Here is a 26,354-nt window from a genome sequence, read left to right as displayed (position 1 = left end):
GCTATGTTTTTATATAAGGCTATCGTCTTTCTTCCCCTGATCGGCGCGATTATCGCAGGCCTTTTCGGCCGCGGGATCGGCGCCAAAGCTTCGGAATATGTCACTAGCGGCTTGATGATCGTCGCCGCGGTTCTGTCCTGGATCGTTTTCTTCACGGTCGCGCTCGGTCATGCCGATGGCCCGATCAAGGTCGAAGTGCTGCGTTGGATCCAGTCCGGCGGTATCGACGTCTCCTGGACGCTGCGCATCGATACGCTGACCTCGGTGATGTTGATCGTCGTGAACACGGTTTCGACCCTGGTTCACGTCTACTCGATCGGATACATGCATCACGATCCGCATCGTCCGCGCTTCTTCGCCTACCTTTCACTCTTCACCTTCGCCATGCTGATGCTGGTGACCTCCGATAACCTTGCTCAAATGTTCTTCGGCTGGGAAGGGGTCGGTCTGGCCTCCTATCTGCTCATCGGTTTCTGGTACAAGAAGCCGTCGGCCTCTGCAGCTGCGATAAAGGCCTTTATCGTCAACCGCGTTGGCGACTTCGGCTTCGTGCTCGGCATCGCGGGCGTCTTCGTTCTCTTCGGCTCGATCAATTTCGACGTCATCTTCGGCAACGCTCAGAGCTTTGCCGCAGGGCAGGGCGGTCAGCCGGGCGACATCGTGCTCAACCTGTTCGGCATGCATCTTGATCGTGCGCAAGCACTGACCGGCGTCTGCCTGCTCCTCTTCATGGGCGCGATGGGTAAGTCGGCGCAGTTCCTGCTGCACACCTGGCTGCCGGACGCCATGGAAGGCCCCACCCCGGTGTCGGCGCTCATCCATGCTGCCACGATGGTCACTGCCGGTGTCTTTCTCGTCGCCCGCATGTCGCCGATCTTCGAACTGTCCCCGGACGCGCTGGCTTTCGTCACCGTCATCGGGGCGATCACCGCCTTCTTTGCGGCGACGGTCGGCCTGGTGCAGAACGACATCAAGCGGGTCATCGCCTATTCGACCTGTTCGCAGCTCGGCTACATGTTCGTCGCTCTCGGCGTCGGCGCCTATGGCGCGGGTATCTTCCACCTGTTTACGCACGCCTTCTTCAAGGCCCTGCTGTTCTTGGGGGCCGGTTCGGTTATCCACGCCGTCGACGGCGAGCAGGACATGCGTCACATGGGTGGCCTGCGTCCGCACATCAACAAAACCTTCTGGGTTATGATTATCGGTACGGTAGCGATTACCGGCGTCGGTATTCCCTTCACCCATTTCGGTTTTGCTGGCTTCATTTCGAAGGATGCCATCATCGAGGCCGCCTACGCCTCGCACAGCTCGGTCGCCGGATTCGCCTTTACGCTCCTGGTCATCGCAGCGCTGTTTACCAGCTTCTACTCCTGGCGCCTGATCTTCTTGACCTTCTTCGGCAAGCCCCGCGCTTCGCACGAAGTCATGCACCATGTGCATGAATCGCCGAACGTCATGCTGATCCCGCTCTATCTGCTGGGGCTTGGGGCTATCCTCGCCGGCATGGTTTTCAGAAGCGATTTCGTTGGCGAGGCCTATGGCGAGTTCTGGAAGACCGCGCTGTTCACATTGCCTGCGAACCATATCTTCGAAGAGATGGAACATGTTCCGGCTTGGGTCAGCGTCAGCCCGTTCGTCGCCATGTTGGTCGGCTTCGTACTGGCTTGGTACATGTATATCAGGTCGCCGGAGACACCGCGTATTCTCGCGCAGCAGCATCGCGTGCTCTACGAGTTCCTCTTGAACAAGTGGTACTTCGACGAGCTCTATGACTTTCTCTTCGTCCGCTCCGCTAAAGCGCTTGGTCGCTTCCTCTGGCAGAAGGGCGATATCGGTGTCATTGACGGGATCGGCCCGAACGGTGTCGCCGCTCGAGTCGTCGATGTGACCAACCGCGTCGTTCGCCTGCAGACCGGTTACCTCTATCACTATGCCTTCGCGATGCTGCTCGGCATTGCAGCCCTCGTTACTTGGATGATGCTCGGGAGTTCCCTCTGATGACCGATTGGCCTATTCTTTCAACGGTCACGTTCCTGCCGCTGGTGGGTGTCCTTCTCCTGCTGTTCATGCGGGATGACGGACCCAACGGCCGCCGCAACATTCTGAACGTATCGCTCCTGACGACGGTCTTCACCTTCATCGTCTCGCTGTTTGTCTGGATTGGCTTCGACAATGCCAACCCGGGCTTCCAGATGATCGAAAAGCACGACTGGCTCAACTCCGGCATAAGCTATCACATGGGAGTCGACGGCATTTCCATGCTGTTCGTCATCCTGACGACCTTCCTGTTGCCCTTCTGCGTGCTGGCGAGCTGGCTCTCGGTCGAGAAGCGTCTGAAGGACTACATGATCGCCTTCCTCGTCCTCGAGACGATGATGGTCGGCGTGTTCACATCGCTGGATATCGTGCTGTTCTACGTCTTCTTCGAAGCGGGCCTCATTCCGATGTTCCTGATCATTGGTGTCTGGGGCGGCAGGGATCGCGTCTACGCCAGCTACAAGTTCTTCCTCTACACGCTGCTCGGCTCTGTGCTGATGCTTCTCGCCATTATGGCGATGTACTGGCAGTCCGGCACGACCGACATCCCGACTATGCTTGCCTACAAGTTCCCGCCGCAGATGCAGATATGGCTGTGGTTGGCTTTCTTTGCCTCCTTTGCGGTGAAGATGCCGATGTGGCCGGTGCACACCTGGTTGCCTGATGCGCACGTTCAGGCGCCGACCGCGGGCTCGGTTATCCTTGCGGGTATTCTTCTGAAGCTCGGCGGCTATGGTCTCATCCGCTTCTCGATCGGCATGTTCCCGAACGCATCGGAATATTTCGCGCCGCTCGTCTTTGCGCTGTCTGTCATCGCCATCATCTACACTTCGCTGGTGGCGCTGATGCAGGAGGACATGAAGAAGCTGATTGCCTATTCCTCGGTTGCGCACATGGGTTATGTCACCATGGGCATCTTTGCTGCCAACCAGCAGGGCGTTCAGGGTGCGATCTTCCAGATGCTGTCGCACGGCATCGTCTCGGGTGCGCTCTTCCTTTGCGTTGGTGTGATCTATGACCGCACCCATACCCGCGAGATCGCGGCCTATGGTGGTCTCGTCAGCAATATGCCGAAATACGCAGTCGCGATGATGGTGTTCACCATGGCGAATGTGGGTCTGCCCGGCACCTCCGGCTTCATCGGTGAATTCCTGACCCTGATCGGTGTCTTCCGCGCCAACACGTGGGTTGCGCTGTTCGCTGCCACTGGCGTCATTCTTTCAGCCGCTTATGCGCTTTGGCTCTATCGCCGGATCATCTTCGGCGCGCTGGAGAAGGAAAACCTCAAGAAGCTGCTCGATCTGTCGCCGCGCGAACAGCTCATCCTCTATCCGCTGATCGCGCTGACGATTTTCTTCGGCGTCTATCCGGCTCCGATCTTCGATGCGACTGCCGCCTCGGTGGATCTGCTCGTGAACAACTACACCGCAGCCCTGCACGCCGCGCAGAATGTTGCGCTGTCGATGAATTGATGACGGGACTTATTCGACATGACTGCTGACACAATTCTTGCAAGCCTGCACCTTTCCATCCCGGAGCTCATCCTCGCGGTCGGTGCGCTTGTGCTGCTCATGATCGGCGTCTTTGCGGGCGAACGGTCGGGACCGACGGTCACCGGCCTTGCCATTGCGGTTCTCGCGGTGGCCGGTCTCTGGATCATTTTCGTGCCGGGCGAAGGCTTGGCTTACGGCGGCGCCTATCTCGCCGACGGCTTCTCTCGTTTCATGAAGATCGTGGCCGTGGTGGGCTCGATCGTCGCCATGTTTATGAGCATGGGGCAGGCGCGTGAGCAGCAGCTCGATCGATTCGAATTCCCGGTGCTGTTGCTGTTGGCAACCCTCGGCATCCTGCTGATGATCTCGGCACATGACCTGATCTCGCTCTACCTGTCGCTGGAGCTGCAGTCGCTGGCACTTTACGTCGTTGCCGCCATCAATCGCGATAGCATCAAGTCGACGGAAGCCGGCTTGAAGTATTTCGTACTCGGCGCACTGTCCTCGGGCATGCTGCTCTATGGCATGTCGCTGGTCTACGGCTTTACCGGTCACACGACTTTCGACGCAATCGCTACGGCTCTTACCGCGGAAACCCGTTCGCTCGGCCTCGTTTTTGGCCTGGTTTTCGTTCTCGCAGGCCTAGCCTTCAAGATTTCCGCCGTGCCGTTCCACATGTGGACGCCGGATGTTTATGAAGGTGCGCCGACTCCCGTCACCGCCTTCTTCGCCGGTGCTCCGAAGGTTGCGGCCATGGCGATCCTGACGCGTATTGTCGTTACCGCCTTCCAGCCGGTGCTCGCCGACTGGCAGCAGATCATCGTCTTCATCTCGATCGCTTCCATGCTGCTTGGCTCTTTCGCCGCGATCGGTCAGCGCAATTTCAAGCGACTGATGGCCTATTCCTCCATCGGTCACATGGGTTATGCGCTGGTCGGCCTCGCTGCCGGCAACAAGACTGGTGTCTCCGGTGTCATGCTTTATATGGTCATCTACATGGTCATGACGCTCGGCTCCTTCGCCATCATCATGGCGATGCGTCGCAAGGACGGCCGCCAAGTTGAAGACATCGACGACCTCGCCGGTCTTTCGACGACCAATCCGTTCATGGCGGTGGTGCTGACGGCGCTGATGTTCTCGCTTGCCGGTATCCCGCCGCTCGCCGGTTTCTTCGGGAAGTACTTTGTCTTTGTAGCGGCCATTCAGGCCCATCTCTATGCGCTCGCCATCATCGGCGTTCTCGCATCGGTCGTCGGCGCCTACTATTATCTGCGCGTCATCAAGGTCATGTGGTTCGATGAAGCCAAGGACGAATTCACCCGCACCGCCGGATCTCTGCGTCTGGTCTTCGGGCTCTCCGGTCTCTTCGTCATCACCTACGTCTTCTTCGGCGGTGCTATCGGCGGTGCGGCCGATCTTGCTGCCGCGACGCTGTTTTGATGGCGTCTGACATGAACAGCCGGAAGTCGCTCGGCGACTTCCGGCATGATGCTCTTTCAGAGACTGCGTCCACCAACAGCGAGTGCCTAGAGCGGGCGCGAACAGGTGATGCCGGCAATCTCTGGGTGACGGCAGGCCGCCAGACGGGCGGCCGCGGGCGCCGTGGGCGCCTATGGGCGTCCGAACGCGGCAACCTCTATGCTTCACTTCTTCTGATTGATCCGGCTCCCGTGAATCGCCTGGGTTCCCTCCCTCTCGCGGTTGCGGTTGCTGTGCACCAGGCGGTGCGCAGTGTGTTGCCGCTGGCCGCCGAGCCTGTCGAGGTCAAATGGCCGAATGACATTCTGATCGGCCGTAAGAAGACCTGCGGCATTCTGATCGAGGGGGAGGCACTTCCCGATGGACGATATGCGCTGGTGATCGGCATTGGCATCAACGTTTCGGTGATGCCGGAAAATCCGCACTACCCAGTCACCTGTCTACATGAGCATGGCACGACAGTGTCGCCGGAAGAGTTGTTTGCTCATCTCTATGCGTCCATGGCCGAAGCGCTCACCGTCTGGAACGGCGGCAAAGGCATTCGCGAGGTGACCGCACGTTGGCGCGAGGTCGCCTGCGGCATTGGTGAAAAGATCACTGTACACCTGCCGGACCGTTCGATTTCCGGCCATTTCGTCGGAATCGATGATAATGGCTTGTTGATGCTCGATACCGGTGACGGCAAGATTTTGCCGATCGCCGCGGGCGACGTTTTTTTTAATCGTTAGGTAGAAGATAGATATGGCGAACCAAGACGAACTGGTGTTTCTGCCACTTGGCGGCGTCGGCGAGATCGGCATGAATCTCGCGCTTTACGGCTATGGCGCGCCGGAACGTCGCCAGTGGATCATGGTCGATTGCGGCGTCACCTTTCCAGGGCCGGATCTGCCGGGGGTCGATCTCGTGCTCCCCGACATCCGCTTCCTCGCCAAGGAGCGCAAGAATCTCAAAGGCATCATCATCACGCATGCGCATGAGGACCACTACGGGGCGCTCAGTGATCTCTGGCCCGGCCTCAATGTTCCTATCTACGCATCGGCCTTTACCGCCGGGTTGCTGGAAGCCAAGCGCGACTATGAGAAGTCGGTGGGTGAGATCCCCGTCACGCCGTTCAAGGCCGGCGATCGTATCAACGTTGGTCCGTTCAGTATCGAGGGCGTGGCCGTCAATCACTCCATTCCCGAACCAATGTCCCTGATGATCCGCACGCCGGTCGGCAATGTCATCCACACCGGCGACTGGAAGATCGACCACGAACCATCGCTCGGACCGCTGACAGACGAGGCCCGTTTCCGCCAGCTCGGCGACGAAGGCGTGCTGGCGCTTATGTGTGATTCCACTAATGCGTTGCGTGACGGCGTCTCTCCCTCGGAAAAGGATGTTTCGGAAAGCCTGCGCAAGATCATCGAGAATGCCGAGGGGCGGGTGGCGATCACCACTTTCTCGTCGAATGTCGGCCGTATCCGCACCATCGCTGAAGCCGCCGAGGCGGCGGGCCGCGAGATATTGCTGCTGGGCAGTTCGCTGAAGCGCGTTGTCGATGTCGCGCGTGACATCGGTATTATGGAGGGCATCAAGCCGTTCATCGCCGAAGACGAATATGGCTATATCCCGCGCGACAAGGTCGTCGTCATTCTGACCGGCAGCCAGGGCGAACCGCGTGCTGCCCTTGCGAAACTCTCCCGCGATGAGATGCGCAATGTGGCGCTTGCCGCCGGCGATATCGTCGTTTTCTCCTCGCGCGCCATTCCGGGCAACGAGAAGGCAATCCAGGATATCAAGAACGGCCTCACCGAGCAGGGGGTGCATGTGGTGACGGACGCCGAGGCGCTGGTTCACGTCTCCGGCCATCCGCGCCGCAACGAGCTACAGAGGATGTATGAATGGACTCGGCCGAAGGTCGTGGTGCCGGTGCATGGCGAGGCAACGCATCTGACCGCGCACAAGGAATTGGCCGAGCAATCCGGTATTTCCATCGTGCCGCGGGTTCGCAATGGCGATATTTTGCGGTTGGCGCCGGGGCCGGTCGAGGTGATTGGCGAGGCGCCGCATGGACGCATCTTCAAGGACGGCACGCTGATCGGCGATTTCGACGAGATGGGCATTGGCGAGCGCAAGAAGCTCTCCTATGTCGGCCATGTCGCCGTTAACGTCGTACTCGACGCCCGTTATGATATCGTCGGCGATCCCGATCTCGTGCCGATCGGCCTTCCGGCCTATGACGACGAGGGCGAGGATATGGAAGACACGCTCTTCGACGCCATCGTCGGCGCCATCGAGAGCATTCCGCGCGCCCGCCGCAAGGATATCGACATGCTGCAGGAGGCCGTCCGCCGCGCTGTGCGCGCCGCGGCCAACCAGAGCTGGGGCAAGAAACCGGTCGTGACCGTGTTCGTCACGCGCGTCACGGGGTAACAGGCGATTCGATCTGATCGAGAGGAAGGGGGCAGCCATGCTCGGGTGCATCAATCACATTGCTATTGCCGTTCCTGACATCGCTGTCGCTTCCGCCATCTACCGCGATACGCTCGGCGCCAAAGTGTCGGCGCCGCAATCTCTGCCGGAACATGGCGTCACCGTCGTTTTCATCGAATTGCCGAACACGAAGGTCGAGTTGCTGGAACCACTCGGCGATGCCTCACCGGTATCGGCCTTCCTCATCAAGAATCCGGACGGCGGCATGCACCATATCTGCTACGAGGTGGATGATATCCTCGCGGTGCGCGATCAGCTAATTGCGGCGGGTGCTCGCGTACTCGGCAATGGCGAGCCGAAGATCGGCGCTCACGGCAAACCGGTGCTCTTCCTGCATCCCAAGGATTTCTTCGGGACTCTCATTGAACTCGAGCAACGCTGACCCCGCGCAATCCGGAGGTGTTGCTGCGTCCTTTGCGCGCCATGCTGGCAGCGCGGCGCAGTTATGTGACATTAGCGCGCTGAGCTGTGCTTTGAAATGCGGGGCTTTGGTTCTATAAGCTGGTTTGAGTGAGGAGAGGGCAGCCGGTTCGCGGCCTGCTTCAAGGGGAGCATAATGGCCCAGCAGATTTTTTCGACTTGCGCGGTCTATTTCGTTGTCTGGTGGATCACGCTTTTCGCCGTCCTGCCGTTTGGTTTGCGCACGCAAGCCGAAGACAACCATGTCATCCTCGGCACCGTCGAGAGTGCGCCGACGAAATTTCGCGGCTGGAGGATCGTGCTGATCACGACGCTGGTATCGGCGGTGATCTACGGCGCATGGTATGTCAGCTCGCACTATCTCGGCTTTGGCTTCGACTCGATCCCGCCGATTGTTCCACGCGATTGATGGCTGAGGTTCATCCTTGAAAATTTTCCGCAATTTTCGGATGAAAATCGGTCGTCACTGAATAGCCCAGAATTCGTCACACCCCTGTCATCTGCCTGAGGCAAAGAGGCGGCGCAAACGGTGATCCTTCCGCAACGTAAGTTCATTGTGGCTGGAAACAGGTTAAAGCCCGTCGATTGAAATAAACAGGCGATCGCTCAGGGTAGATAAGCAAAAAAAAACAAGGCTGAAAGCCTTGTTTTTAAGTATCGCGTGATCCTTATCCGTTGCCGGGGCTGCGAGCAAGCGCGCCTAAGATCTGATCCTCCCAAGACTTGACCGCGAAACGGCAAGAATTTAGCCTTCTTGCCTCTTTTGTGAGCTAAAATTAGCTCAAAGATTGAGCCTTGTCATCTATTTTTTTGCATTTTTGCTACAGTCGCGCAGAATTTTTCTGTTGACAGATTTCGCTCACAAATCCTTAGAAACGTGCATCTTTTCGAAATTCGAAAAATATACGAGGTTACTCTGCTTTTGCGGGTGTTCACCCGGTTTGCTCGCGCTAAATGCGGGTTTCTTTCCTGCGCCGAAGCAGTTATGAACGCCTCCAGCAGTTAATTTTTCGAGCGATTCCGCTGGATGCGGAACGTCAAACCATCTGGAATCCGCCCATGCGTCTGTCTCGCTACTTCATGCCCATTCTGAAGGAAAATCCCAAAGAGGCTGAAATTGTTTCTCATCGGCTGATGCTGCGCGCCGGCATGATCCGCCAGCAGTCGCAGGGCATCTATTCCTGGCTGCCCCTTGGTAAGCGCGTTCTCGACAAGGTCAACAATATCATTCGTGAGGAACAGAACCGTTCCGGCGCAATCGAGCTGCTGATGCCGACGTTGCAGTCGGCTGAGCTCTGGCAGGAAAGCGGCCGCTATGACGCCTATGGCAAGGAGATGCTCCGCATCCAGGACCGTCAGGAGCGGCCGATGCTCTATGGCCCGACGAATGAGGAGATGGTCACCGACATCTTCCGTTCCTACGTCAAGTCCTACAAGGATTTGCCGTTGAACCTTTACCATATCCAGTTGAAGTTCCGCGACGAGATCCGTCCTCGCTTTGGCACCATGCGCTCGCGCGAGTTCATGATGAAGGACGCCTATTCCTTCGATCTGACGATGGAAGGTGCTGTGCAATCCTATAATAAGATGTTCACGGCCTATCTGCGTACCTTCAATCGCCTCGGCCTCAGGGCAATCCCGATGCGCGCCGATACCGGCCCCATCGGCGGCAACCTCAGCCATGAATTCATAATCCTTGCCGACACCGGCGAATCGGAAGTCTTTTGCCACAAAGATTTCGTCAATTTCGACATTCCTGCGGAAGACACGAACTTTGATGATGTGGCAGGGCTGAAGGGTATCTTCGACAAGTGGACCTCGCTTTATGCGGCAACCTCCGAAATGCATGACGAGGCAGCCTTCAATGCCATCCCCGAGGCCGAGCGCTTGTCGGCCCGCGGCATCGAAGTCGGTCATATCTTCTATTTCGGAACCAAATATTCTGAGCCAATGGGCGCGAAAGTGCAAGGACCTGACGGCAAGGAGCATGCCGTCCACATGGGATCTTACGGTATTGGCCCGACACGCCTTGTTCCCGCCATCATCGAAGCATCGCATGACGAGAACGGAATCATCTGGCCGGCCTCGGTCGCGCCCTTTGATGCCGTCGTGATCAACATGAAGGCCGGCGATCAGGCCTGCGACGCCGCTTGCGAGATGACCTATGCTGCGCTGTCAAAGGCCGGCAAGGATGTGCTTCTCGACGACAGGGACGATCGCGCCGGAACGAAGTTTGCCACCGCCGATCTGATTGGCGTGCCGGTGCAGATCATCGTCGGGCCTCGTTCGATCGCGAGTGGCGAAGTGGAAGTCAAGGACCGCAAGACGGGTGCCCGGGAGACGATGACCGTCGAAGCGGCGCTCAATCGGCTGGCGGGCTGATGGAACGATAGGATGAGAAGCGAATGGCGGCGAGCGCGGTAATGGAGCAGCAGGAGAAGGTCCTCAAAACCAGCCCGTCAGCGCGCCCGTTTTCTGGCTTCGAGCGGCTTGTCGCATGGCGGTATCTGCGCGCCCGGCGCAAGGAAGCGTCTATTTCGGTCATCGCTGGCTTCTCGCTGGTCGGCATCATGCTCGGCGTCGCGGCTTTGATCATTGTCATGGCCGTCATGAACGGATTTCGCGCGGAACTCTTCAAGCAGATCCTCGGCTTTAACGGTCATGTCGTTGTCCAGGCGGTGGATTCGCCGCTGAATGATTATGCCTCGCTGGCGCAGAGGCTCGCCGCTGTCCCCGGCGTCACCATGGCTCTGCCGCTGGTCGAAGGAGAGACGCTTGCCTCCGGCCGCGGCGGTTCGGGCACCGGTGCTCTCGTGCGCGGCATCCGATCCGAGGACCTCACCAAGCTCAAGACCGTTTCGGACCACATCGTCGATGGTGACATGGTCGGCTTCAAAGCCGGGCAGGGCGTTATGGTCGGTTCACGTCTGGCCCGGCAGCTCGGACTTACCGTCGGCGATCAGATCACGCTTACTGCGCCCGACGGCGACGTGACGCCCTTCGGAGTCAATCCGCGCGTCAAAGCCTATCCGATCTCCGGCATCTTCGAAGTCGGCATGTCCGAATACGATTCCTCCGTGGTCTTCATGCCGCTGGAGGAGTCGCAGCTCTTTTTCAATGCGGAAGGGATCGTCGAGAAGATCGAGCTGTTCGTCAATAATCCGGATGATGTCGACGAATTGAGGCCGCAGATCGAGGCGGCGGCAGGGCGGCAGGTTTTTCTCACCGACTGGCGGCAGGTGAATGAGACCTTTTTCTCGGCACTGCAGGTCGAGCGCAACACCATGTTCATGATCCTGACGCTGATCGTCATCGTCGCTGCGCTTAATATTATTTCCGGCTTGATCATGCTGGTGAAGGACAAGGGAAGCGATATCGCCATCTTACGCACCATGGGCGCGACATCCGGGGCGATCATGCGGATCTTCTTCATGACGGGTGCGGCGATCGGCGTTGTCGGCACTGTCGCTGGCGTGGCGCTCGGTGTCGTCGTCTGCCTCAACATTGAATCGATCCGCCAGTTCTTCTCCTGGATATCCGGCACCGTGATCTTCAATCCCGAGGTCTATTTCCTCAGCAAGTTGCCGGCGCAAATGAATCTCGGTGAGACCGCTTCAGTGGTCGTGATGGCGTTGACGCTCTCCTTCCTCGCCACGATCTTTCCGGCCTGGCGCGCCTCGCGGCTCGATCCAGTGCAGGCGCTACGGTACGAATAAGGAATTCCACATTTGATGAAGCGCAACGTCGTTCTCCAGCTTACGGGCGTGGAGCGTCATTACGGGCAGGGTGAGACGCGGCTTTCGATCCTGAAGGGCGCAGATTTTGCCTTGAGTAGCGGCGAGATCGTAGCCCTTGTCGCACCGTCAGGAACGGGGAAATCGACGCTTCTGCATGTCGCGGGTCTGCTCGAGCACCCCGATGGCGGCGAGGTGACGATCAACGGCTGTGCTTGCGAGGGACTATCCGACGAAAAGCGTACGGCCGTCCGCCGCAGCGAGATCGGCTTCGTCTACCAGTTCCACCATTTGCTTCCGGAGTTTTCGGCGCTGGAAAATATCATGATGCCGCAACTGATTTCCGGTCTCTCCTGGAATGAAGCGGCCGCCCGCGCTGCCCAGCTTCTCGACTATATGCGCATCGGCCACCGCGCCGACCATCGCCCGGCCGAGCTTTCCGGCGGTGAGCAGCAGCGTGTCGCCATCGCCCGCGCTGTCGCCAACGCACCGTTGGTGCTTTTGGCCGACGAGCCGACCGGCAACCTCGATCCGGATACCGCGCACTATGTTTTCGACGCGCTCGAAGCACTGGTGCGGCAGTCGGGTCTCGCAGCGCTGATTGCCACGCATAATCACGAACTCGCCGCTCGCATGGATCGTCGCGTTACCATCCACGACGGCAAGGTCGTTGAGTTTTGACGGCATTCGTCAGGGGACGATCAGCCCGCCGCGATAGTCGAGCTCATATGCCTTGCACTCATTCACCAGGATGACCTCGCGGCCGATAAAATGATCGCAGTTACCGGTGCTGCGATCGACATAGCGGCCAAGCGGATGGTTGAATTCAAAGCCGCCAAGAAAGCGTTTCTCATCAAGGTAAAGCCGCATGAGAGCCGCTTTGGTGATCATTCCCGCAGCCTTGGCGTCGATCAGATCAGGCTCCGCGATCCGTCCGAAATAGTTCATGGCCCATACTGGTTCGTCGTCCAGCCAGACCAATTCCTGTCCGGCGAAATCCGTGCCGCCGAAATAGCTGTCGAGATAGCGCCAGCGCCCGCTGGTGTAGCCGAAATCATGCGAACCGTTGCGGCAGGACGGTAGAGCCATGCCGTCGCCGACATAGGTCTCCGCCTTCGCAGTGACAATAAAATAATTCAGCTCTGCAAGATCCGGCACGGCTCTCTCCATCCCATGATGAGAGCTGAGGATGGCACGCATGCCGTATCGTGTAAAGAACATATAGTGAACAAATGGCTGTCGTTACTGGCTTAGGCCACAGCTTTTCTGGCCGATATCGACATTCCAGTCCTGGATCTTGATGGTCTTGGCGTCGGTCTTGAGTTCCTTGCCGCCCTTTGTCGCTTTACCCGTCAGGACATTGTAGTCGCAGGTGAAGCCACCGTCAGGATTGAGAGTATCCCGGTAATCATAGGTGTAGCCCGCAACGACGAAGGCGTTGTTACGGAAGGCGAGGGTGAGAGTCCGATGCCAGCGATCCCGCCCGATCGCGTCGTTCTGCGAGGTAACGGCAATCGAACCATTGGGCAGCGCCGCGATTGACGGCTCCTGACCGACCATGCCGCCGGGCTCGGCACTCCCCGATATCTTGTCAGGTGCGGCGGCCGCCAGCTTCAGCAGCGCATGTTCTTGGTCGCGTAGATAAATATAGATGCCGATTGTATTGTCGGCCTGATCGTTCGGCGGGGCCAACGCCAGCAATGCAAGGTCCGGCTTGCCGTCCTTGTTCCAGTCGCCGATTGCGGCGTCGATGATGCGGTCGGGCGCGACCATATCTTCGGCGTGAAGTGCCGATGTAGCCGAAAGCAGAATGAGAGCGCAGGCAAGTGATTTCATCGTGATCTCTCCGTTCGCGTTTTCATAGCTTAGGGTTGTGCCTTCGGTCCATCGACTTCGACCAAAACAACGACAGTGAAATTTATTGATGCACCTATTGACTCTCGAACATAAATAGAACAAAAAGGAAACATAACGAGTAAGGAGCGCGTAAATGACCGATATCATTCGAGACGTTGCAGCATTCACCTCCATCGTCATGTTTGTTGCCAGTTTTTCCCTCATCATGATGGCGATGTGACTCTTGTCCCCACGGGTGTTGCGATGCGCTCGTGATTCATGAGATCAACTTCTGGACTTTATCGTCCGCTATGCCGACAATGCAGCCGATTCATTTGGGCATGCGGAAGGGCATATGATGGCGGATATGGGTAGCAGCGGCGCACCGAATGCGCCGGTCGGTGACACGCCGGAATTCGTGCATCTTCGCGTCCATTCTGCCTATTCGCTGCTCGAAGGCGCATTGCCGCTGAAGAAGATCCTCGCCAAGGCGGCCGGCGACAATCAGCCGGCCATTGCCATTACCGATACGAACAACCTTTTCGTTGCACTGGAGTTCTCCCAAAAGGCGATGGACGAGGGGCTGCAGCCGATCATCGGCTGCCAGGTGTCTATCGACATGGAAGACGGTGTCGAGAGCGAGAAGCGTGGGTGGCAGCAGGCCTTGGCCAAGCTGCCGTCCATCGTGTTGCTTGCAGCTACGGAGCGGGGCTATGAGCGGCTGGTCGATCTCGTCAGCCGCGCTTATCTTGGCGGCGAAGGCAACAACGCCCCTCATATCACCGCCTCCTGGTTGGAGGAGATCGGTACAGATGGCGTGATCGCGCTGACCGGTTCACTCGGCGGCCCGGTCGATATGGCGCTGAAGGAGGGTCATGCGCCGCAGGCTCTGTCGCGCCTGCTGACACTGAAGGACCTGTTTGGCGATCGCCTTTATGTCGAACTGCAACGTCATGGCACCTATGATCGCCGCCACGAACAGAAGATGATCGCGCTCGCCTACGAGCATGACCTGCCGCTGGTCGCAACCAACGAGGCGTTTTTCCCGACCCGCGACGATTATGATGCTCATGACGCGCTGATGGCCGTCGCCCACAATGCCATCGTTTCGGACGATACCCGTTTCCGGCTGACGCCGGACCATTATTTGAAGAGCCGCGCCGATATGGCGAAGCTATTCGCCAATCTTCCGGAAGCCTTGGAAAACACCGTCGAGATCGCCCGGCGCTGTTCCTTCGTCCTGAAGACACGCAAGCCGATCCTCCCGCGCTTCACCGGCGCCACCGACGATGCGGAGGAGGCCGAACGCGCCGAGGCGGCAGAATTGCGCGCCCAGGCGGTCGAAGGTCTCGACCGGCGGCTCGCCTCGCTCGGCATGGCGCCGGGCTATGTGGAGAACGATTATCGCGAGCGATTGGAATTCGAGCTCAGCGTTATCCAGCGCATGAAGTTCCCCGGTTACTTCCTGATCGTCTCGGACTTCATCAAATGGGCCAAGCAGCACGATATCCCGGTCGGACCCGGACGCGGTTCGGGCGCGGGCTCGCTGGTCGCCTATGCGCTGACGATCACCGACGTCGACCCGCTGCGCTTCTCGCTGCTGTTCGAGCGCTTCCTCAATCCGGAACGCGTATCGATGCCCGACTTCGATATCGATTTCTGCCAGGACCGCCGCGAAGAGGTGATCCGTTACGTGCAGCGCAAATATGGCCGAGAACAGGTAGCGCAAATCATCACTTTTGGTTCGCTTCAGGCGCGCGCCGCCCTTCGCGACGTCGGCCGCGTGCTGGAAATGCCCTATGGTCAGGTCGATAAGATCTGCAAGCTGGTGCCGAACAATCCCGCCAATCCGACGCCGCTCAGCAAGGCGATCGAGGAAGAGCCGCGCCTTCAGGAGGAAGCCGACAAGGAACCGGTCGTCGCCCGTCTGCTCGACATTGCCCAGAAGATCGAGGGCCTTTATCGCCACGCCTCGACGCATGCCGCCGGTATCGTCATCGGCGACCGGCCGCTGTCGAAGCTCGTGCCGATGTATCGAGACCCGCGCTCCGACATGCCGGTCACTCAGTTCAACATGAAGTGGGTGGAGCAGGCCGGCCTGGTGAAGTTCGACTTCCTCGGCCTGAAGACGCTGACGGTGCTGAAGACGGCGGTCGATTTCGTCGCCAAGCGCGGAATTACGCTTGATCTCGCCAGCATCCCGCTCGACGATAAGACGACCTACGACATGCTCTCGCGTGGCGAGACGGTCGGCGTGTTCCAGGTGGAAAGTGCCGGCATGCGCAAGGCTCTGATCGGTATGCGCCCGGACTGCATCGAGGATATCATCGCGCTGGTGGCTCTCTACCGTCCAGGCCCGATGGAAAATATCCCGGTCTACAATGCCCGCAAGCATGGCGAAGAGGAGATCGAATCGATCCATCCGACGATCGACCATCTCCTGAAGGAAACACAGGGCGTCATCGTCTATCAGGAACAGGTGATGCAGATCGCGCAGGTACTTTCCGGCTATTCGCTCGGTGAGGCTGATCTTCTGCGCCGCGCCATGGGCAAGAAGATCAAGGCCGAGATGGACCAGCAGCGCGAACGCTTCGTCGATGGCGCCGTCAAGAATGGCGTGTCGAAGGGCCAGGCGGACGTCATTTTCGACCTGCTCGCCAAGTTCGCCAACTACGGCTTCAACAAATCGCACGCCGCTGCCTACGCCATCGTCTCCTACCAGACGGCCTATATGAAGGCGCATTATCCGGTGGAGTTCCTTGCGGCGTCTATGACGCTCGATATGGCGAACACCGAAAAGGTCAACGACTTCCGCCAGGACGCCAAGCGTCTCGGCATTGAAGTCATCGCGCCGTCGATTCAGACCTCGTTCCGTCATTTCGAGACGGGCGAAAATCGCATCTATTACGCACTGGCCGCCATCAAAGGTGTCGGCGAATCTGCTGTCGCTCATATTGTCGAGGTGCGCGGCGACCGGCCTTTTGCTGGCATCGAGGATTTCTGCCTGCGCATCGATCCGAAGCAGATCAACCGCCGTGTGCTGGAAAGCCTGATTGCCGCGGGCGCCTTCGATTGTTTCGATATCGACCGCGCGCAACTGATCGGCGGGCTGGACCGGATCATGGGCTATGCGCAAGTCGCGCAGGAGAACAAGCGAAGCGGCCAGTCCGACATGTTCGGAAGTGCGGCTTCGGGACCTGAGAAGATCCTTCTGCCACCCTTTACGCCCTGGCTTGCCTCGGAGCGGCTGCTGCGCGAATTCCAGGTGCTCGGCTTCTATCTCACGGCCCATCCGCTGGACACCTACAAGAACGTGCTGAACAAGATGCGCGTGCAGACCTTCGCCGATTTCTCGACGGCGGTGAAGCAGGGGGCCAGCAACGGCCGCCTGGCCGGCACCGTCATCTCGAAGCAAGAGCGCAAGACGCGCACCGGCAACAAGATGGGCATCTTCGTCTTCTCCGATGCCTCAGGCCAGTTCGAGGCCGTGCTGTTCTCGGAGGTGCTCAATCAATATCGCGACGTGCTCGAAGTCGGCAAATCCTTCGTCATTACCGCGCAGGCGGACGAGCGGCCGGAAGGCATCAGCCTGCGCCTGCAGACGGCGCAATCGCTGGAGGAAAAGTCGCTGCAGATGCAGAAGGCGCTACGCGTCTACGTCCGCGATTCCGGCCCCCTGAAGGCGGTGGCCGTCCACCTCAACGCCAAGGGCGACGGCCTCGTCTCCTTCATCGTCATCAAGGAGGAGGGCAAGCGCGAGGTGGAAGTCGCGCTGCCGGAGAAATATCGCATCACGCCGGAAATCGCGGCCGCACTGCGCACCGCGCCCGGCGTAATTGACGTCGAGCTGGTCTAGCCCTTTTTCCCAAGGGCGCCGCGATTGGTGATGGTGATGAAATCGGTCTGGTCGCCGGTTTCCGGGCCGATGCCGGTGTCGGAAATCGTCAGCGACGAGCCGGCCGTCAGTAGGTCCTCGATCTTGCGCCTAATGTCATTGGGTATCGTGATGCGATCGAGCGCACGATCGGTGGCGTCTGGCGATTCCGCTTGCGCCTCGCTGGTGATGCCCAGCCGCTTTTTCGTTTCCTTGGAAAGATCGTCTTCCAGCGTCACGCCAAACCAGTCCGCTTTGCCGTTCACCTTGTCGATCGTATGGGCGGTGAAGAAATGCGTGCCGAGCGCTTCCTGGGGCTCGGCGATGACAGCGGGAGCGTCAAATAGCGGCTTGAAGTTCTGGCGAACCATGATTTCGCCGTTCGGCGGCTCGCCCTTGCCGGCAACGTTGTAGACGGCCTTCATCAAAGCCGGGCTCACCAGTCCGCCCGATGTCTTGATGTTATGCGCTTTCTTGAAGTCCTCGATCGCCTGCACAGTCGCCGGTCCGAGCATCCCGTCCGGTGTCCCGGTCGCAAAACCGATGCCGTTCAGCAGCCCCTGCAGGTCGCGGACATTTTCGCGCAGACCCCGGCGGGTGATGAGGATGCCGAGCGGCGCCGCATCGACGGGTGCCGCCTGTGTAGGCTTTGGCATGGGCAGGGCAGCGACGTCGTTGGTGGCGACCTGCACCGGCTGTGCTTGCGTTAGGAAGGCCGTCGTCGGGCGCAGTTCAAGATCGGAAAACAGAACAGAGGCGGGGACGGCTTCGGGCTGGAACAGCATGGCATGTTCGAAAAGCTGCGGCACCAGCGGCTGATCGGCGATGACGACATGCACGCCGCGCTCGGTCATCTGGTAGAGCATCTTGGCGAAAGCCTTGGGCATGCGCACGCAGCCATGCGAGGCAGGATAAGTCGGTACCGAACTGGATTCGTGCAGTGCGATGCCAGACCAGGTTAGCCGCTGCATGAAGGGCATCGGAGAATCCGAATAGAGATTAGACTCGTGATAGACCTCCTTCTCCAGAATGGAGAAGATTCCGCTCGGTGTCGCGTGACCGCGTTTGCCGGTCGAAACCTTCGACGTCGCCACCACCTTGTCGCCGTCAAAGACGGCAAGCGATTGCTGGTCCTTCGACACGACGATCTGTAATGTGCGGGCATCTTCCGCGCCAAAGGCAGGATGAATGAGGGCTGTGGCCGACAACAGGCCAAGTCCGAAAAGAAAACGCGACGTCATATAAACATACCAAAACGCAATACTCGTATCGCCGCAGGTTAGACTTCGAAGTTTAAGGAAGACTTGAAGGCATGCCATCCGCTTAAATTGCTTTTTGGGCGTTTCATCCGGCAAAGGCCTGCCCGATAGTCGCAATTGCTACAGAATGTATTTTATGTGTATCTTAAATTGCAGGATGGGGAACCGGGCGGGCGTTCGACATGCATGTGGACGTGATCGAAAAGCTGGAAGATCTGCAAGCGCTGAAAGACAACTGGGATCGGATCTATGAGATCGACCCGGAAGCGCAGTGCTTCTTGTCCTGGACCTGGATATCGAGCTGGTTTGCCTCGCGTTCTCTGCCCTGGATGGTATTGGCTGCAAGGGAAGATGCTGAAGGCGCCTATGTGGCCTTCTTCCCGATCCAGCTTGGCACCGGATTGGACCGGGGCAAAGGCTTCTACAACACCATCGTCCTGGGCGGCTCCTATTTTGCCTCCTATACCGGTATTCTCTGCGATCCCGCCTTCGCCAATGCTGCCGTCCCAGCCTTTGCTGATTGCGTTCGCTCTTTTCACTGGTCCAGCCTGCATCTTGACGATATCGATCGGTCGTCTGCGCGGATCGGGTCATTCCTCGAGCATTTTCCGCCGGCGGACTTTGTCGGCGACAGGGTCAAGCGCCCTGCGCAGATTTCGGATGCGGCCGAGCGGATCGATCCGGAAATCCATGTCCATGTGACGCTGCCGGCGGATTTCGGCTCGTTCCTTCGTGACAAATTGCATTGGCGGGCGCGGCGGAACATCCGTCATTGCCTGCGTCAGCTGGATGGGGCCGCGGGATTCCGGGTGACCCACGGCAACGCCGAGACCATCGAAGCGGATTTGGCGACGCTGCTCAGCCTTTGGGAAAGGCAATGGGGAAGGCGCAATCCTGGCTACACGCGCTATGTTCTCGACAACTCGCACGCCATTCTACCGGATTGCTTGCGCAGCGGCGGTCTTTTTCTACCGATTCTCTGGCATGACCAGGTGCCGATAGCGGCCTCCGCCGTCCTTATCGATCGCCCCAGAAAGAGCTTGCTCTGTTTCCTGAGCGGGCGCGATGTCTCGATCCGAGGCCTGTCGCCGGGCCTGATGGTACATGCCCATACGATCCGCTGGGCGATAGAGAGCGGCTTTCGCATCTACGATCTCGGACCCGGCAATTATGAGCACAAGTTTATTTTCGGTTCGGTCAGCCGGCGGATCGAGCGCTTCCGGATCGACACCAGGACGGGGCGGAATCTCGGCGAGCGGCTGGACCCGCATTGCCTGCCGTTCGTCATTGCCCGCATCAAAAGCCTGTATTCAGCCGGCGATCTGGCCAATGCCGAGATAGGCTGCCGACAGGTTCTCGCGATCGAGCCGTTACACAAGGATGCCCTGGCGCTCTACCGCGAAATTGTGGCGTCGCGGATGCTATGGCAGGCAATCACATCCGATGACGCGGTCACGGACACCGTGACCGACAGTCAAGGTGCCATCGACCGCGCCGAGGCAGAAAAGCAATGTCGCGCTGCGATCGCCGAAAACCCCGGAGACTTCGATGCAGCACATCGGCTGAGCATACTCCTGCTGCTGCGCGGGGAGGCGAAGGAGGCTGAGGCCGAGATCGGGCGGGCGTTGGAGCTTCGCCCCGACTCAGCCGCAGCCCATTGCACCTACGGCAATCTTCTCGCCGCGGTCAGGGATTTCGAAGGCGCCATCGTCCGCTATGATCAGGCGATCGCCCTCGAGCCAAATCATGCGATTGCCTATAACAACAAGGGAAACGCGCTACGCCGCCTGGGGCGCTCCGACGAGGCGCTGGCGAGTTATGAAAAGGCGATCTCGATCAGGCCGGACTACGAGCAGGCGCTCGCCAATCGCGCGGCACTTTTCGATGAAGAGACGGACATGCTGCCGGCGATGGTTCAGCTCTCGCGCTTGCCGCTGAATGTATAGCCGGTTTCGACTGTCTTGTTGCCGAATTTTTCCCTGAGCTTGTCCATCGCCGCTTCCGCCGCGGCCCGGCGCATCGCCTGTTCGTCAACCAGATCGGGAGGGTCGGCGCGGGCAGCGTCGCAGAGGTCGGTGACCCCGATGCCGATGAGGCGAAACTTGGTTCCGTCGGTCTCATGCTCGAGCAGTCGCAAGCCGGTGCGGAAAATGCGGTCGGCAAGCTGCGTCGGGTCCTCGAGCCGGCGGTTGCGGGTACGGCTTTTGAAATCCGCAGTCTTCAGCTTCAGCACGACAGTTCGCCCGGCGATGCCGCTGCGCTTGAGGCGGCGCGATACCTTCTCCGACAGATCGCGCAAAATCGGCACCAGATCGTCGTGGCGGGAAATGTCGTCGAAAAAGGTCGTCTCCGACGATACGCTCTTTGCCGCCTCGTTCGGATGCACTGTGCGGTCGTCGATGCCGCGCGACAGACGGGAAAGTCGCTGGCCGATAACGCCGTAGCGGCGCATGAGGTCGCCTTCCTCCATCGTCTGCAATTGGCCAATAGTGCGGATGCCGTCGCTTTCCAGCGTCGCCGCGAAAGCCTTGCCGACGCCCCATATTGTGGTCACCGGCCGTGGTTCCAGAAACGAGATGGCCTCCTGCCGCCCGATGACGGAAAATCCACGCGGCTTCTGCAGGTCGGAGGCGACCTTGGCGAGGAACTTGCAGTAGGAAAGGCCGACGGAAATGGTGATGCCGATCTCGCTTTCGATGCGCTTGGCGAATTTTGCAAGGATACGAGCCGGGGGATCATGATGCAGGCGCTGCGTACCATCGAGCTCCAGAAAGGCCTCGTCGATCGAAAGCGGCTGTACCAGCGGTGTCAGCTCCAGCATCAGCGCGCGCACCTCGCGACCGACGCGGACATATTTTTCCATGTTCGGGCGGATGACGACCGCCTGCGGGCAGGCCTCGAGCGCTCTGAACATCGGCATGGCCGACCGGACGCCATGGATGCGGGCGATGTAGCAGGCGGTGGACACGACGCCACGTTTGCCGCCGCCGATGATGACCGGCCTGTCGGCCAGTTCCGGATTGTCGCGCTTCTCGATCGACGCATAGAAGGCATCGCAATCGATATGCGCGAGCGTCAGGCCATAGAGCTCGCGATGATAGACCAGGCGCGGACTGCCGCAGGCCCGGCAACGCGTGCGCTCGGGGGATTGCTCGCTCAAGCAATCGCGGCAAAAACCGGAAACTTTATCTGGCGCGCTGGTCATAAAAATAGAACAAAAATTGAACATAGCTACCTTATGTTTTAAATTCGTGAGTCTCAAGACGGAAAGCAGCGGGAGGAGATGCTGGTGGAATTGAAAGCAGTGCCTTTGACGGCCGATCGCTGGGGCGATTTCGAAACGCTTTTCGGGCCAAGTGGCGCCTGTTATGGCTGCTGGTGCACCCATTTCCGGATTCCGACCTCAGAGCGGAAGACGATGGATGGCGATGCGAAGAAGGAATTCATGCGGGCTCGTGTCACAAAGGGCCCGCCGCCCGGCCTTCTCGGCTATATCGGCCAGCGTCCGATCGCCTGGGCGCAGGTAGGTCCTCGATCGGAACTACCGATGTGGAATTCGCCGAAAACCGTATCACGGCCGCTCGATCCGGCCGATGCCGAAGGCAGCTCGGTTTGGGCCGTGAGCTGCTTTTTCATGAATTCGCGTGATCGTGGCAAGGGATACAGCCATCGCATGCTGTCGGAGGCGGTGAATTTTGCCACGACCTCGGGTGCGCGCATTCTCGAAGGCTGTCCGATCGAACGGACGAAACAGTCGAAATCGGTCGGTCTCTACGTCGGCTCGCTGCGGATATTCGAGGCGGCCGGATTTTCCGAAGTCGCAAAACGAAAGGACGGGCGTCCCTTGATGCGCCTCGTTCTCTGATGCCGGCGCGGGGGTTCTCAGCCGGCGATGTGGGCGTGGATCAACGGCTCCGCCTGAGCCCACTCATTCGCCTGGGGTATATCCGCCGCGGCAGCCGGCGCCATGCGGTGGACGATCGAATCCGGCTTCAGGTTGATGAGAAGGCAGGTTGCTACATGGTCGCGAACCGAATGCAGATTGTGCGCCATATCGTCGATGAAGGTAACAGGCAAGGTGCGATCGCCATGCAGGGCCTGCACGATCGGTCCCTTGGGTTGCAGCGAGGCGAGCAGCGGATAGGCGAGGCCGAGCCGGTCGAGAAGGCGGCGTCGCTGGGTCCAGAATTGCGGCGGCATAGCGGTGAGGAAGACAATATCGGCGTTCTTGGAGAAGCCGCCCAGGGTGTCGATGACCCGATCGAAGGGCATCTGCCACTGCTCCTGCGCTTCGAAAAAGGCATCGATCAACCGACGGACTTCTTTTTCTTCCAGCGCCTTGCCGCTCGCCTTCGAAATGACGTTGCCGGTCAGCCGGAAGGAACGCGGCAGGAATTCATGGCCTTCACTATCCAGGTAGTTCAGGAAAGGCGCGAAGAAGTGGAGCACGACATCATCGACATCGCAGACGATCAGCGGCCGGTCTCCGAGGCGGACATGCGATGTGTCCAGTTCGATTGCAGCAGTATCCATGGTCAATATTCCCCAGAGGAAAGACCGGGCGGCGAGAAATGCGCTGAAGCCGCGGCAACCGATTCGGGCGCGATGCCGCTTGCCTGGCAGAAAGCAAGCAATGTCGGCTCGTGGTTCATCAGAAAATCCAGCATGCCTGCCAGAAATGCAGGTTCGTTGATGGCATCGCGCACTTGCGCCGGTTCGACGCCGGTAAGGGCTAGGAAGCGGCCAAACATATCCGGCTCATTGGCGAGCCAGCCAAGTACGGCGATCGCGGTTTCCTGCGGATCGGCGGCCGCCTTCTTTGGGTTCTTGAAGTTGCTTTGCATTTTGAGCGGTAAGTTACCTATTTTTCAACCAAATGCCGCTAGCGTCGGATTCAAGTATTTCTGGAATCGATTTCTCGCGACGTTATATTTTCATAGAATGGATGCAATACCGGATGCAGGGACAGCTCTCCATGCCTAAGCAGGTGATGATTGTAGAAGACAACGAGCTCAATATGAAGCTCTTTCGCGATCTGATCGAGGCGTCCGGCTACACGACGATCCAGACCAGAAACGGTATGGAAGCGCTTGATCTCGCTCGAAAACATCGCCCGGACCTGATCCTCATGGATATCCAGCTTCCAGAAGTCTCCGGGCTCGAGGTGACGAAGTGGCTGAAGGAAGACGATGATTTGCACGTCATCCCGGTGATCGCGGTCACGGCCTTTGCGATGAAGGGTGACGAGGAGCGTATTCGTCAAGGCGGCTGCGAGGCCTATGTCTCCAAACCGATCTCTGTCCCGAAATTCATCGAGACCATCAAGACTTATTTGGGCGACGCCTGAGCGCGGGGAAAGACTTATGACCGCGCGTATCCTGGTGGTTGACGATGTTCCCGCTAACGTAAAGCTGCTCGAAGCGCGGCTGCTGGCCGAGTATTTCGACGTGCTAACGGCGGAAGACGGCTTGAAGGCACTCGCCATCTGCGAGAGCACGCAAGTCGATCTCATCCTGCTCGACATCATGATGCCTGGCATGGATGGTTTCGAGGTCTGTGAGCGGCTGAAGTCTGATCCACGCACAACACATATTCCCGTGGTCATGGTCACGGCGCTCGATTATCCGGCAGATCGCGTGCGTGGCCTGAAAGCTGGCGCCGACGATTTTCTGACCAAACCGGTAAACGACCTGCAACTCATTTCGCGGGTCAAAAGCCTGTTGCGCCTGAAGACGCTGAGCGATGAGTTGCGCATGCGTAACGAGACGGCTCGCAACTTCGGCATCGACGACCTGATGCGCTCGGGCGATGGCCGCGTCGACGAGGACGGCCAAGTATTGCTGGTCGACGGCCGCGCCAATTCGCAGGAACGTATCATCCGCGCCCTGAAACCGATCGCAGAGGTGGCGGTGACGTCCGATCCGCAGGCAGCCCTGGTCGAAGCTGCGGAAAAGCCGTTCGAGCTCGTCATTGTCAATTCGAATTTCGATGGCTACGACCCACTAAGGCTTTGCTCGCAGCTCCGCTCGCTGGAGCGGACCCGCTTCCTGCCGGTGCTGCTGGTGACCGATCAAGGGGCTGACGAGATGATCGTCCGTGCGCTCGATCTCGGCGTCAACGACTATATCGTCCGGCCGCTCGATCCGAACGAGCTGGTTGCCCGCTGCCTGACCCAGATCCGCCGCAAACGATACAACGACCGTCTGCGTGCCAGTGTGCAGCACACGATCGAGCTTGCTGTCACTGACGCGCTCACCGGCCTCAATAACAGGCGCTATCTCGACAATCACCTAAAGATCCTCTTCAACCGCTCTTTGACGCGCGGACGGCCCCTCTCCGTGTTGATCACGGATATCGATCGATTCAAGCAGGTGAACGACACCTATGGCCATGATGCAGGCGACGAAGTGCTGAGGGAGTTTGCCGCCCGCATCCGCTCCACCGTGCGCGGCGCCGATCTGGCCTGCCGCTATGGCGGCGAGGAATTCGTGGTGGTTATGCCGGATACGTCCGCTGAGGTTTCCGCCGCCGTTGCCGAGCGCCTCCGCGCTGCCGTGCAGACCATGCCCTTCACGCTGCGGGCGTCAGGGATCGCGCTCGACGTTACGGCTTCCTTCGGTATTGCGTCCCGTTTAGAGACTGTCGAAACGCCCGAGCAATTGATGAAGCATGCCGACCGCGCCCTGTACGAGGCCAAAAACGCGGGCCGCAACCGGGTTGTCGCGGCAGCCGCCTGATCGAAACGATCCGAACCAGATCAAGGCCCTTCAATATCTAAGGGCTTTTCTGAGTTATGAACAGGGATTAACAAATTTTAATCTTTGTTCCACGGTTATGTGCATGCCGATTCCACAAGAGAATAGGCTCGATAATCGTCCCAGAAAATCCCTATAAATACTTTCCATATTGATAGAAATACGATGTCTATTATGCGTATGCTGCAATAAATTTGAGCGACAAGAAGTTGATTAAGTAAAAAACTGAGGGTATCTGATGCGTATCATGATTTTCATTATGGTAGGCAAATGCGCTCAAATATCTGTAGTGAGAACCTGCTAGGAAAACGATAATTATCTCTTCGATTTTCAGGTGTACTCGCTTTTGGATTGTTATTTTTGCGGGCGACAGAACTGAACGAAAACACGAATTTTAACCATTCGCGCAAACGAGGATTTTTTATCATTAAGAATTTGTTGATTTTCTTCCGATTTCGCGCAAATTTAGTTTCATACAAGGATAGCCCGCAAGGGCGTGGAAATACCCCATGATGCTCAGGTCCGCCGCATCTCCTGGGTCGTGGGGTCGGTCGGCTGGCAGGCAATTTCAAGCGGTTCCTCGTGCCGTTTTGCAGGCTAGCCGGCCCCCAGCTTGAAACGCCGCCTTCCAAAGGAAGAGCGGCGTTTTTCATTGTCATTCAATATCAGAAAGTTGAGTTTTAGATTTTACTGTTTTTCCTATACCTTCATAAGGTTTTACACAGAAAAAAGAAAACCACCGAAAGAAAAAGGCGCTAACCTTGCGGTTGCGCCCTTTTGTAATCAGAAGTTTAGAAAACTTACTTGATCTTTGTTTCCTTGAACTCGACGTGCTTCTTAGCGATCGGGTCGTATTTCGTCTTCGTCATCTTGTCCGTCATCGTACGGCTGTTCTTCGTCGTGACATAGAAGAAACCTGTGTCGGCCGTCGACAGCAGCTTGATCTTGATGGTGGTAGCCTTGGCCATGGTCGTCCTGCCTTTAAGAAAAAT

General features: G+C 58.4%; 22 protein-coding genes. 15 read left to right on the top strand and 7 right to left on the bottom strand.

Features of this window, described 5'->3' with window-relative positions:
- Nucleotides 1-3 precede the first annotated feature (3 nt).
- The 10 genes from nuoL to PY650_RS16525 all read left to right on the top strand — a co-directional run bounded on the left by nuoL (nucleotide 4) and on the right by PY650_RS16525 (nucleotide 12,319).
- Nucleotides 4-1,998 carry an NADH-quinone oxidoreductase subunit L gene (gene nuoL, locus PY650_RS16570; RefSeq protein WP_285880494.1) on the top strand — a complete coding sequence of 665 codons (1,995 nt, stop codon included), beginning with the start codon at nucleotides 4-6 and terminating at the stop codon, nucleotides 1,996-1,998.
- Nucleotides 1,998-3,509 (top strand): NADH-quinone oxidoreductase subunit M, encoded by a 1,512-nt coding sequence (locus tag PY650_RS16565; RefSeq protein ID WP_285880493.1) that lies wholly within the window; start codon nucleotides 1,998-2,000, stop codon nucleotides 3,507-3,509. The genes nuoL and PY650_RS16565 overlap by 1 nt, the downstream gene beginning before the upstream one ends.
- Before the next feature lie 18 nt (nucleotides 3,510-3,527).
- Nucleotides 3,528-4,970: an NADH-quinone oxidoreductase subunit NuoN gene (gene nuoN / locus PY650_RS16560; RefSeq protein ID WP_285880491.1), complete on the top strand. Its 1,443-nt coding sequence runs from the start codon at nucleotides 3,528-3,530 to the stop codon at nucleotides 4,968-4,970.
- Nucleotides 4,970-5,737: a biotin--[acetyl-CoA-carboxylase] ligase gene (locus tag PY650_RS16555; RefSeq protein ID WP_285880490.1), complete on the top strand. Its 768-nt coding sequence runs from the start codon at nucleotides 4,970-4,972 to the stop codon at nucleotides 5,735-5,737. Before nuoN ends, PY650_RS16555 begins: the two co-directional genes overlap by 1 nt.
- 13 nt (nucleotides 5,738-5,750) lie before the next feature.
- Nucleotides 5,751-7,424 (top strand): ribonuclease J, encoded by a 1,674-nt coding sequence (locus PY650_RS16550; protein WP_285880489.1) that lies wholly within the window; start codon nucleotides 5,751-5,753, stop codon nucleotides 7,422-7,424.
- 37 nt (nucleotides 7,425-7,461) lie between these two features.
- The gene (mce, locus tag PY650_RS16545) at nucleotides 7,462-7,866 is read left to right on the top strand and encodes a methylmalonyl-CoA epimerase (RefSeq protein ID WP_285880488.1); all 405 of its coding nucleotides are present in this window, start codon (nucleotides 7,462-7,464) and stop codon (nucleotides 7,864-7,866) included.
- A 174-nt stretch (nucleotides 7,867-8,040) separates the two neighbouring features.
- Entirely contained in the window at nucleotides 8,041-8,313 is a 273-nt protein-coding gene (locus PY650_RS16540) for a DUF1467 family protein (RefSeq protein WP_285880486.1), read from the top strand.
- Between the two features lie 650 nt (nucleotides 8,314-8,963).
- Complete coding sequence (gene proS, locus PY650_RS16535; protein ID WP_285880484.1) at nucleotides 8,964-10,286, top strand: proline--tRNA ligase; 1,323 nt, start codon at nucleotides 8,964-8,966, stop codon at nucleotides 10,284-10,286.
- Between the two features lie 23 nt (nucleotides 10,287-10,309).
- A complete protein-coding gene (locus tag PY650_RS16530; protein ID WP_285880483.1) occupies nucleotides 10,310-11,620 on the top strand; it encodes a lipoprotein-releasing ABC transporter permease subunit in 1,311 nt (436 codons plus the stop codon).
- A gap of 15 nt (nucleotides 11,621-11,635) precedes the next feature.
- Nucleotides 11,636-12,319: an ABC transporter ATP-binding protein gene (locus PY650_RS16525; protein WP_285880482.1), complete on the top strand. Its 684-nt coding sequence runs from the start codon at nucleotides 11,636-11,638 to the stop codon at nucleotides 12,317-12,319.
- A gap of 9 nt (nucleotides 12,320-12,328) precedes the next feature.
- Here the strand turns inward: PY650_RS16525 and PY650_RS16520 are convergent, their stop codons facing one another.
- Together PY650_RS16520 and PY650_RS16515 are read right to left on the bottom strand one after the other, a co-directional pair.
- A complete protein-coding gene (locus tag PY650_RS16520; RefSeq protein WP_285880481.1) occupies nucleotides 12,329-12,796 on the bottom strand; it encodes a DUF5680 domain-containing protein in 468 nt (155 codons plus the stop codon).
- Between the two features lie 84 nt (nucleotides 12,797-12,880).
- Nucleotides 12,881-13,474 carry a hypothetical protein gene (locus PY650_RS16515; protein WP_285880480.1) on the bottom strand — a complete coding sequence of 198 codons (594 nt, stop codon included), beginning with the start codon at nucleotides 13,472-13,474 and terminating at the stop codon, nucleotides 12,881-12,883.
- A gap of 358 nt (nucleotides 13,475-13,832) precedes the next feature.
- Here PY650_RS16515 and dnaE point away from each other — a divergent pair, with 358 nt between their 5' ends.
- Entirely contained in the window at nucleotides 13,833-17,330 is a 3,498-nt protein-coding gene (gene dnaE / locus PY650_RS16510; RefSeq protein WP_285880526.1) for a DNA polymerase III subunit alpha, read from the top strand.
- Here the strand turns inward: dnaE and PY650_RS16505 are convergent.
- The gene (locus PY650_RS16505; protein WP_285880479.1) at nucleotides 17,327-18,589 is read right to left on the bottom strand and encodes a L,D-transpeptidase family protein; all 1,263 of its coding nucleotides are present in this window, start codon (nucleotides 18,587-18,589) and stop codon (nucleotides 17,327-17,329) included. The genes dnaE and PY650_RS16505 overlap by 4 nt on opposite strands.
- A gap of 200 nt (nucleotides 18,590-18,789) precedes the next feature.
- Between PY650_RS16505 and PY650_RS16500 the strand changes: the two genes are divergently transcribed.
- Nucleotides 18,790-20,553, top strand: coding sequence for a GNAT family N-acetyltransferase (locus tag PY650_RS16500; RefSeq protein ID WP_285880478.1), 1,764 nt, complete (start codon nucleotides 18,790-18,792; stop codon nucleotides 20,551-20,553).
- Here PY650_RS16500 and PY650_RS16495 read toward each other — a convergent pair.
- Nucleotides 20,523-21,812 carry a DNA polymerase IV gene (locus tag PY650_RS16495; RefSeq protein WP_285880476.1) on the bottom strand — a complete coding sequence of 430 codons (1,290 nt, stop codon included), beginning with the start codon at nucleotides 21,810-21,812 and terminating at the stop codon, nucleotides 20,523-20,525. The genes PY650_RS16500 and PY650_RS16495 overlap by 31 nt on opposite strands.
- A 78-nt stretch (nucleotides 21,813-21,890) precedes the next feature.
- Between PY650_RS16495 and PY650_RS16490 the strand changes: the two genes are divergently transcribed.
- Nucleotides 21,891-22,472, top strand: coding sequence for a GNAT family N-acetyltransferase (locus tag PY650_RS16490; RefSeq protein WP_285880475.1), 582 nt, complete (start codon nucleotides 21,891-21,893; stop codon nucleotides 22,470-22,472).
- A gap of 17 nt (nucleotides 22,473-22,489) precedes the next feature.
- On the opposite strand, the gene PY650_RS16485 is transcribed toward PY650_RS16490, so the two are convergent.
- Both PY650_RS16485 and PY650_RS16480 read right to left on the bottom strand, forming a co-directional pair.
- The gene (locus PY650_RS16485) at nucleotides 22,490-23,140 is read right to left on the bottom strand and encodes a hypothetical protein (protein ID WP_285880474.1); all 651 of its coding nucleotides are present in this window, start codon (nucleotides 23,138-23,140) and stop codon (nucleotides 22,490-22,492) included.
- A 2-nt stretch (nucleotides 23,141-23,142) separates the two neighbouring features.
- Complete coding sequence (locus PY650_RS16480) at nucleotides 23,143-23,451, bottom strand: DUF3572 domain-containing protein (RefSeq protein ID WP_285880473.1); 309 nt, start codon at nucleotides 23,449-23,451, stop codon at nucleotides 23,143-23,145.
- A gap of 131 nt (nucleotides 23,452-23,582) precedes the next feature.
- Here PY650_RS16480 and PY650_RS16475 point away from each other — a divergent pair, with 131 nt between their 5' ends.
- Together PY650_RS16475 and PY650_RS16470 are read left to right on the top strand one after the other, a co-directional pair.
- Nucleotides 23,583-23,954: a response regulator gene (locus PY650_RS16475; protein WP_028754034.1), complete on the top strand. Its 372-nt coding sequence runs from the start codon at nucleotides 23,583-23,585 to the stop codon at nucleotides 23,952-23,954.
- A 16-nt stretch (nucleotides 23,955-23,970) separates the two neighbouring features.
- Nucleotides 23,971-25,344, top strand: coding sequence for a PleD family two-component system response regulator (locus tag PY650_RS16470; protein ID WP_285880472.1), 1,374 nt, complete (start codon nucleotides 23,971-23,973; stop codon nucleotides 25,342-25,344).
- Nucleotides 25,345-26,162: 818 nt separating this feature from the next.
- Here the strand turns inward: PY650_RS16470 and rpmG are convergent.
- Complete coding sequence (gene rpmG, locus PY650_RS16465) at nucleotides 26,163-26,330, bottom strand: 50S ribosomal protein L33 (RefSeq protein WP_003587245.1); 168 nt, start codon at nucleotides 26,328-26,330, stop codon at nucleotides 26,163-26,165.
- Between the last annotated feature and the right edge of the window lie 24 nt (nucleotides 26,331-26,354).

This window comes from Martinezella calliandrae (assembly GCF_030272695.1).
In the GTDB taxonomy this organism is placed as follows: Bacteria; Pseudomonadota; Alphaproteobacteria; order Rhizobiales; family Rhizobiaceae; genus Rhizobium; species Rhizobium calliandrae.
Note: the sequence above shows the minus strand (reverse complement) of the source record. Positions and strands in the feature narration are given on the sequence as shown.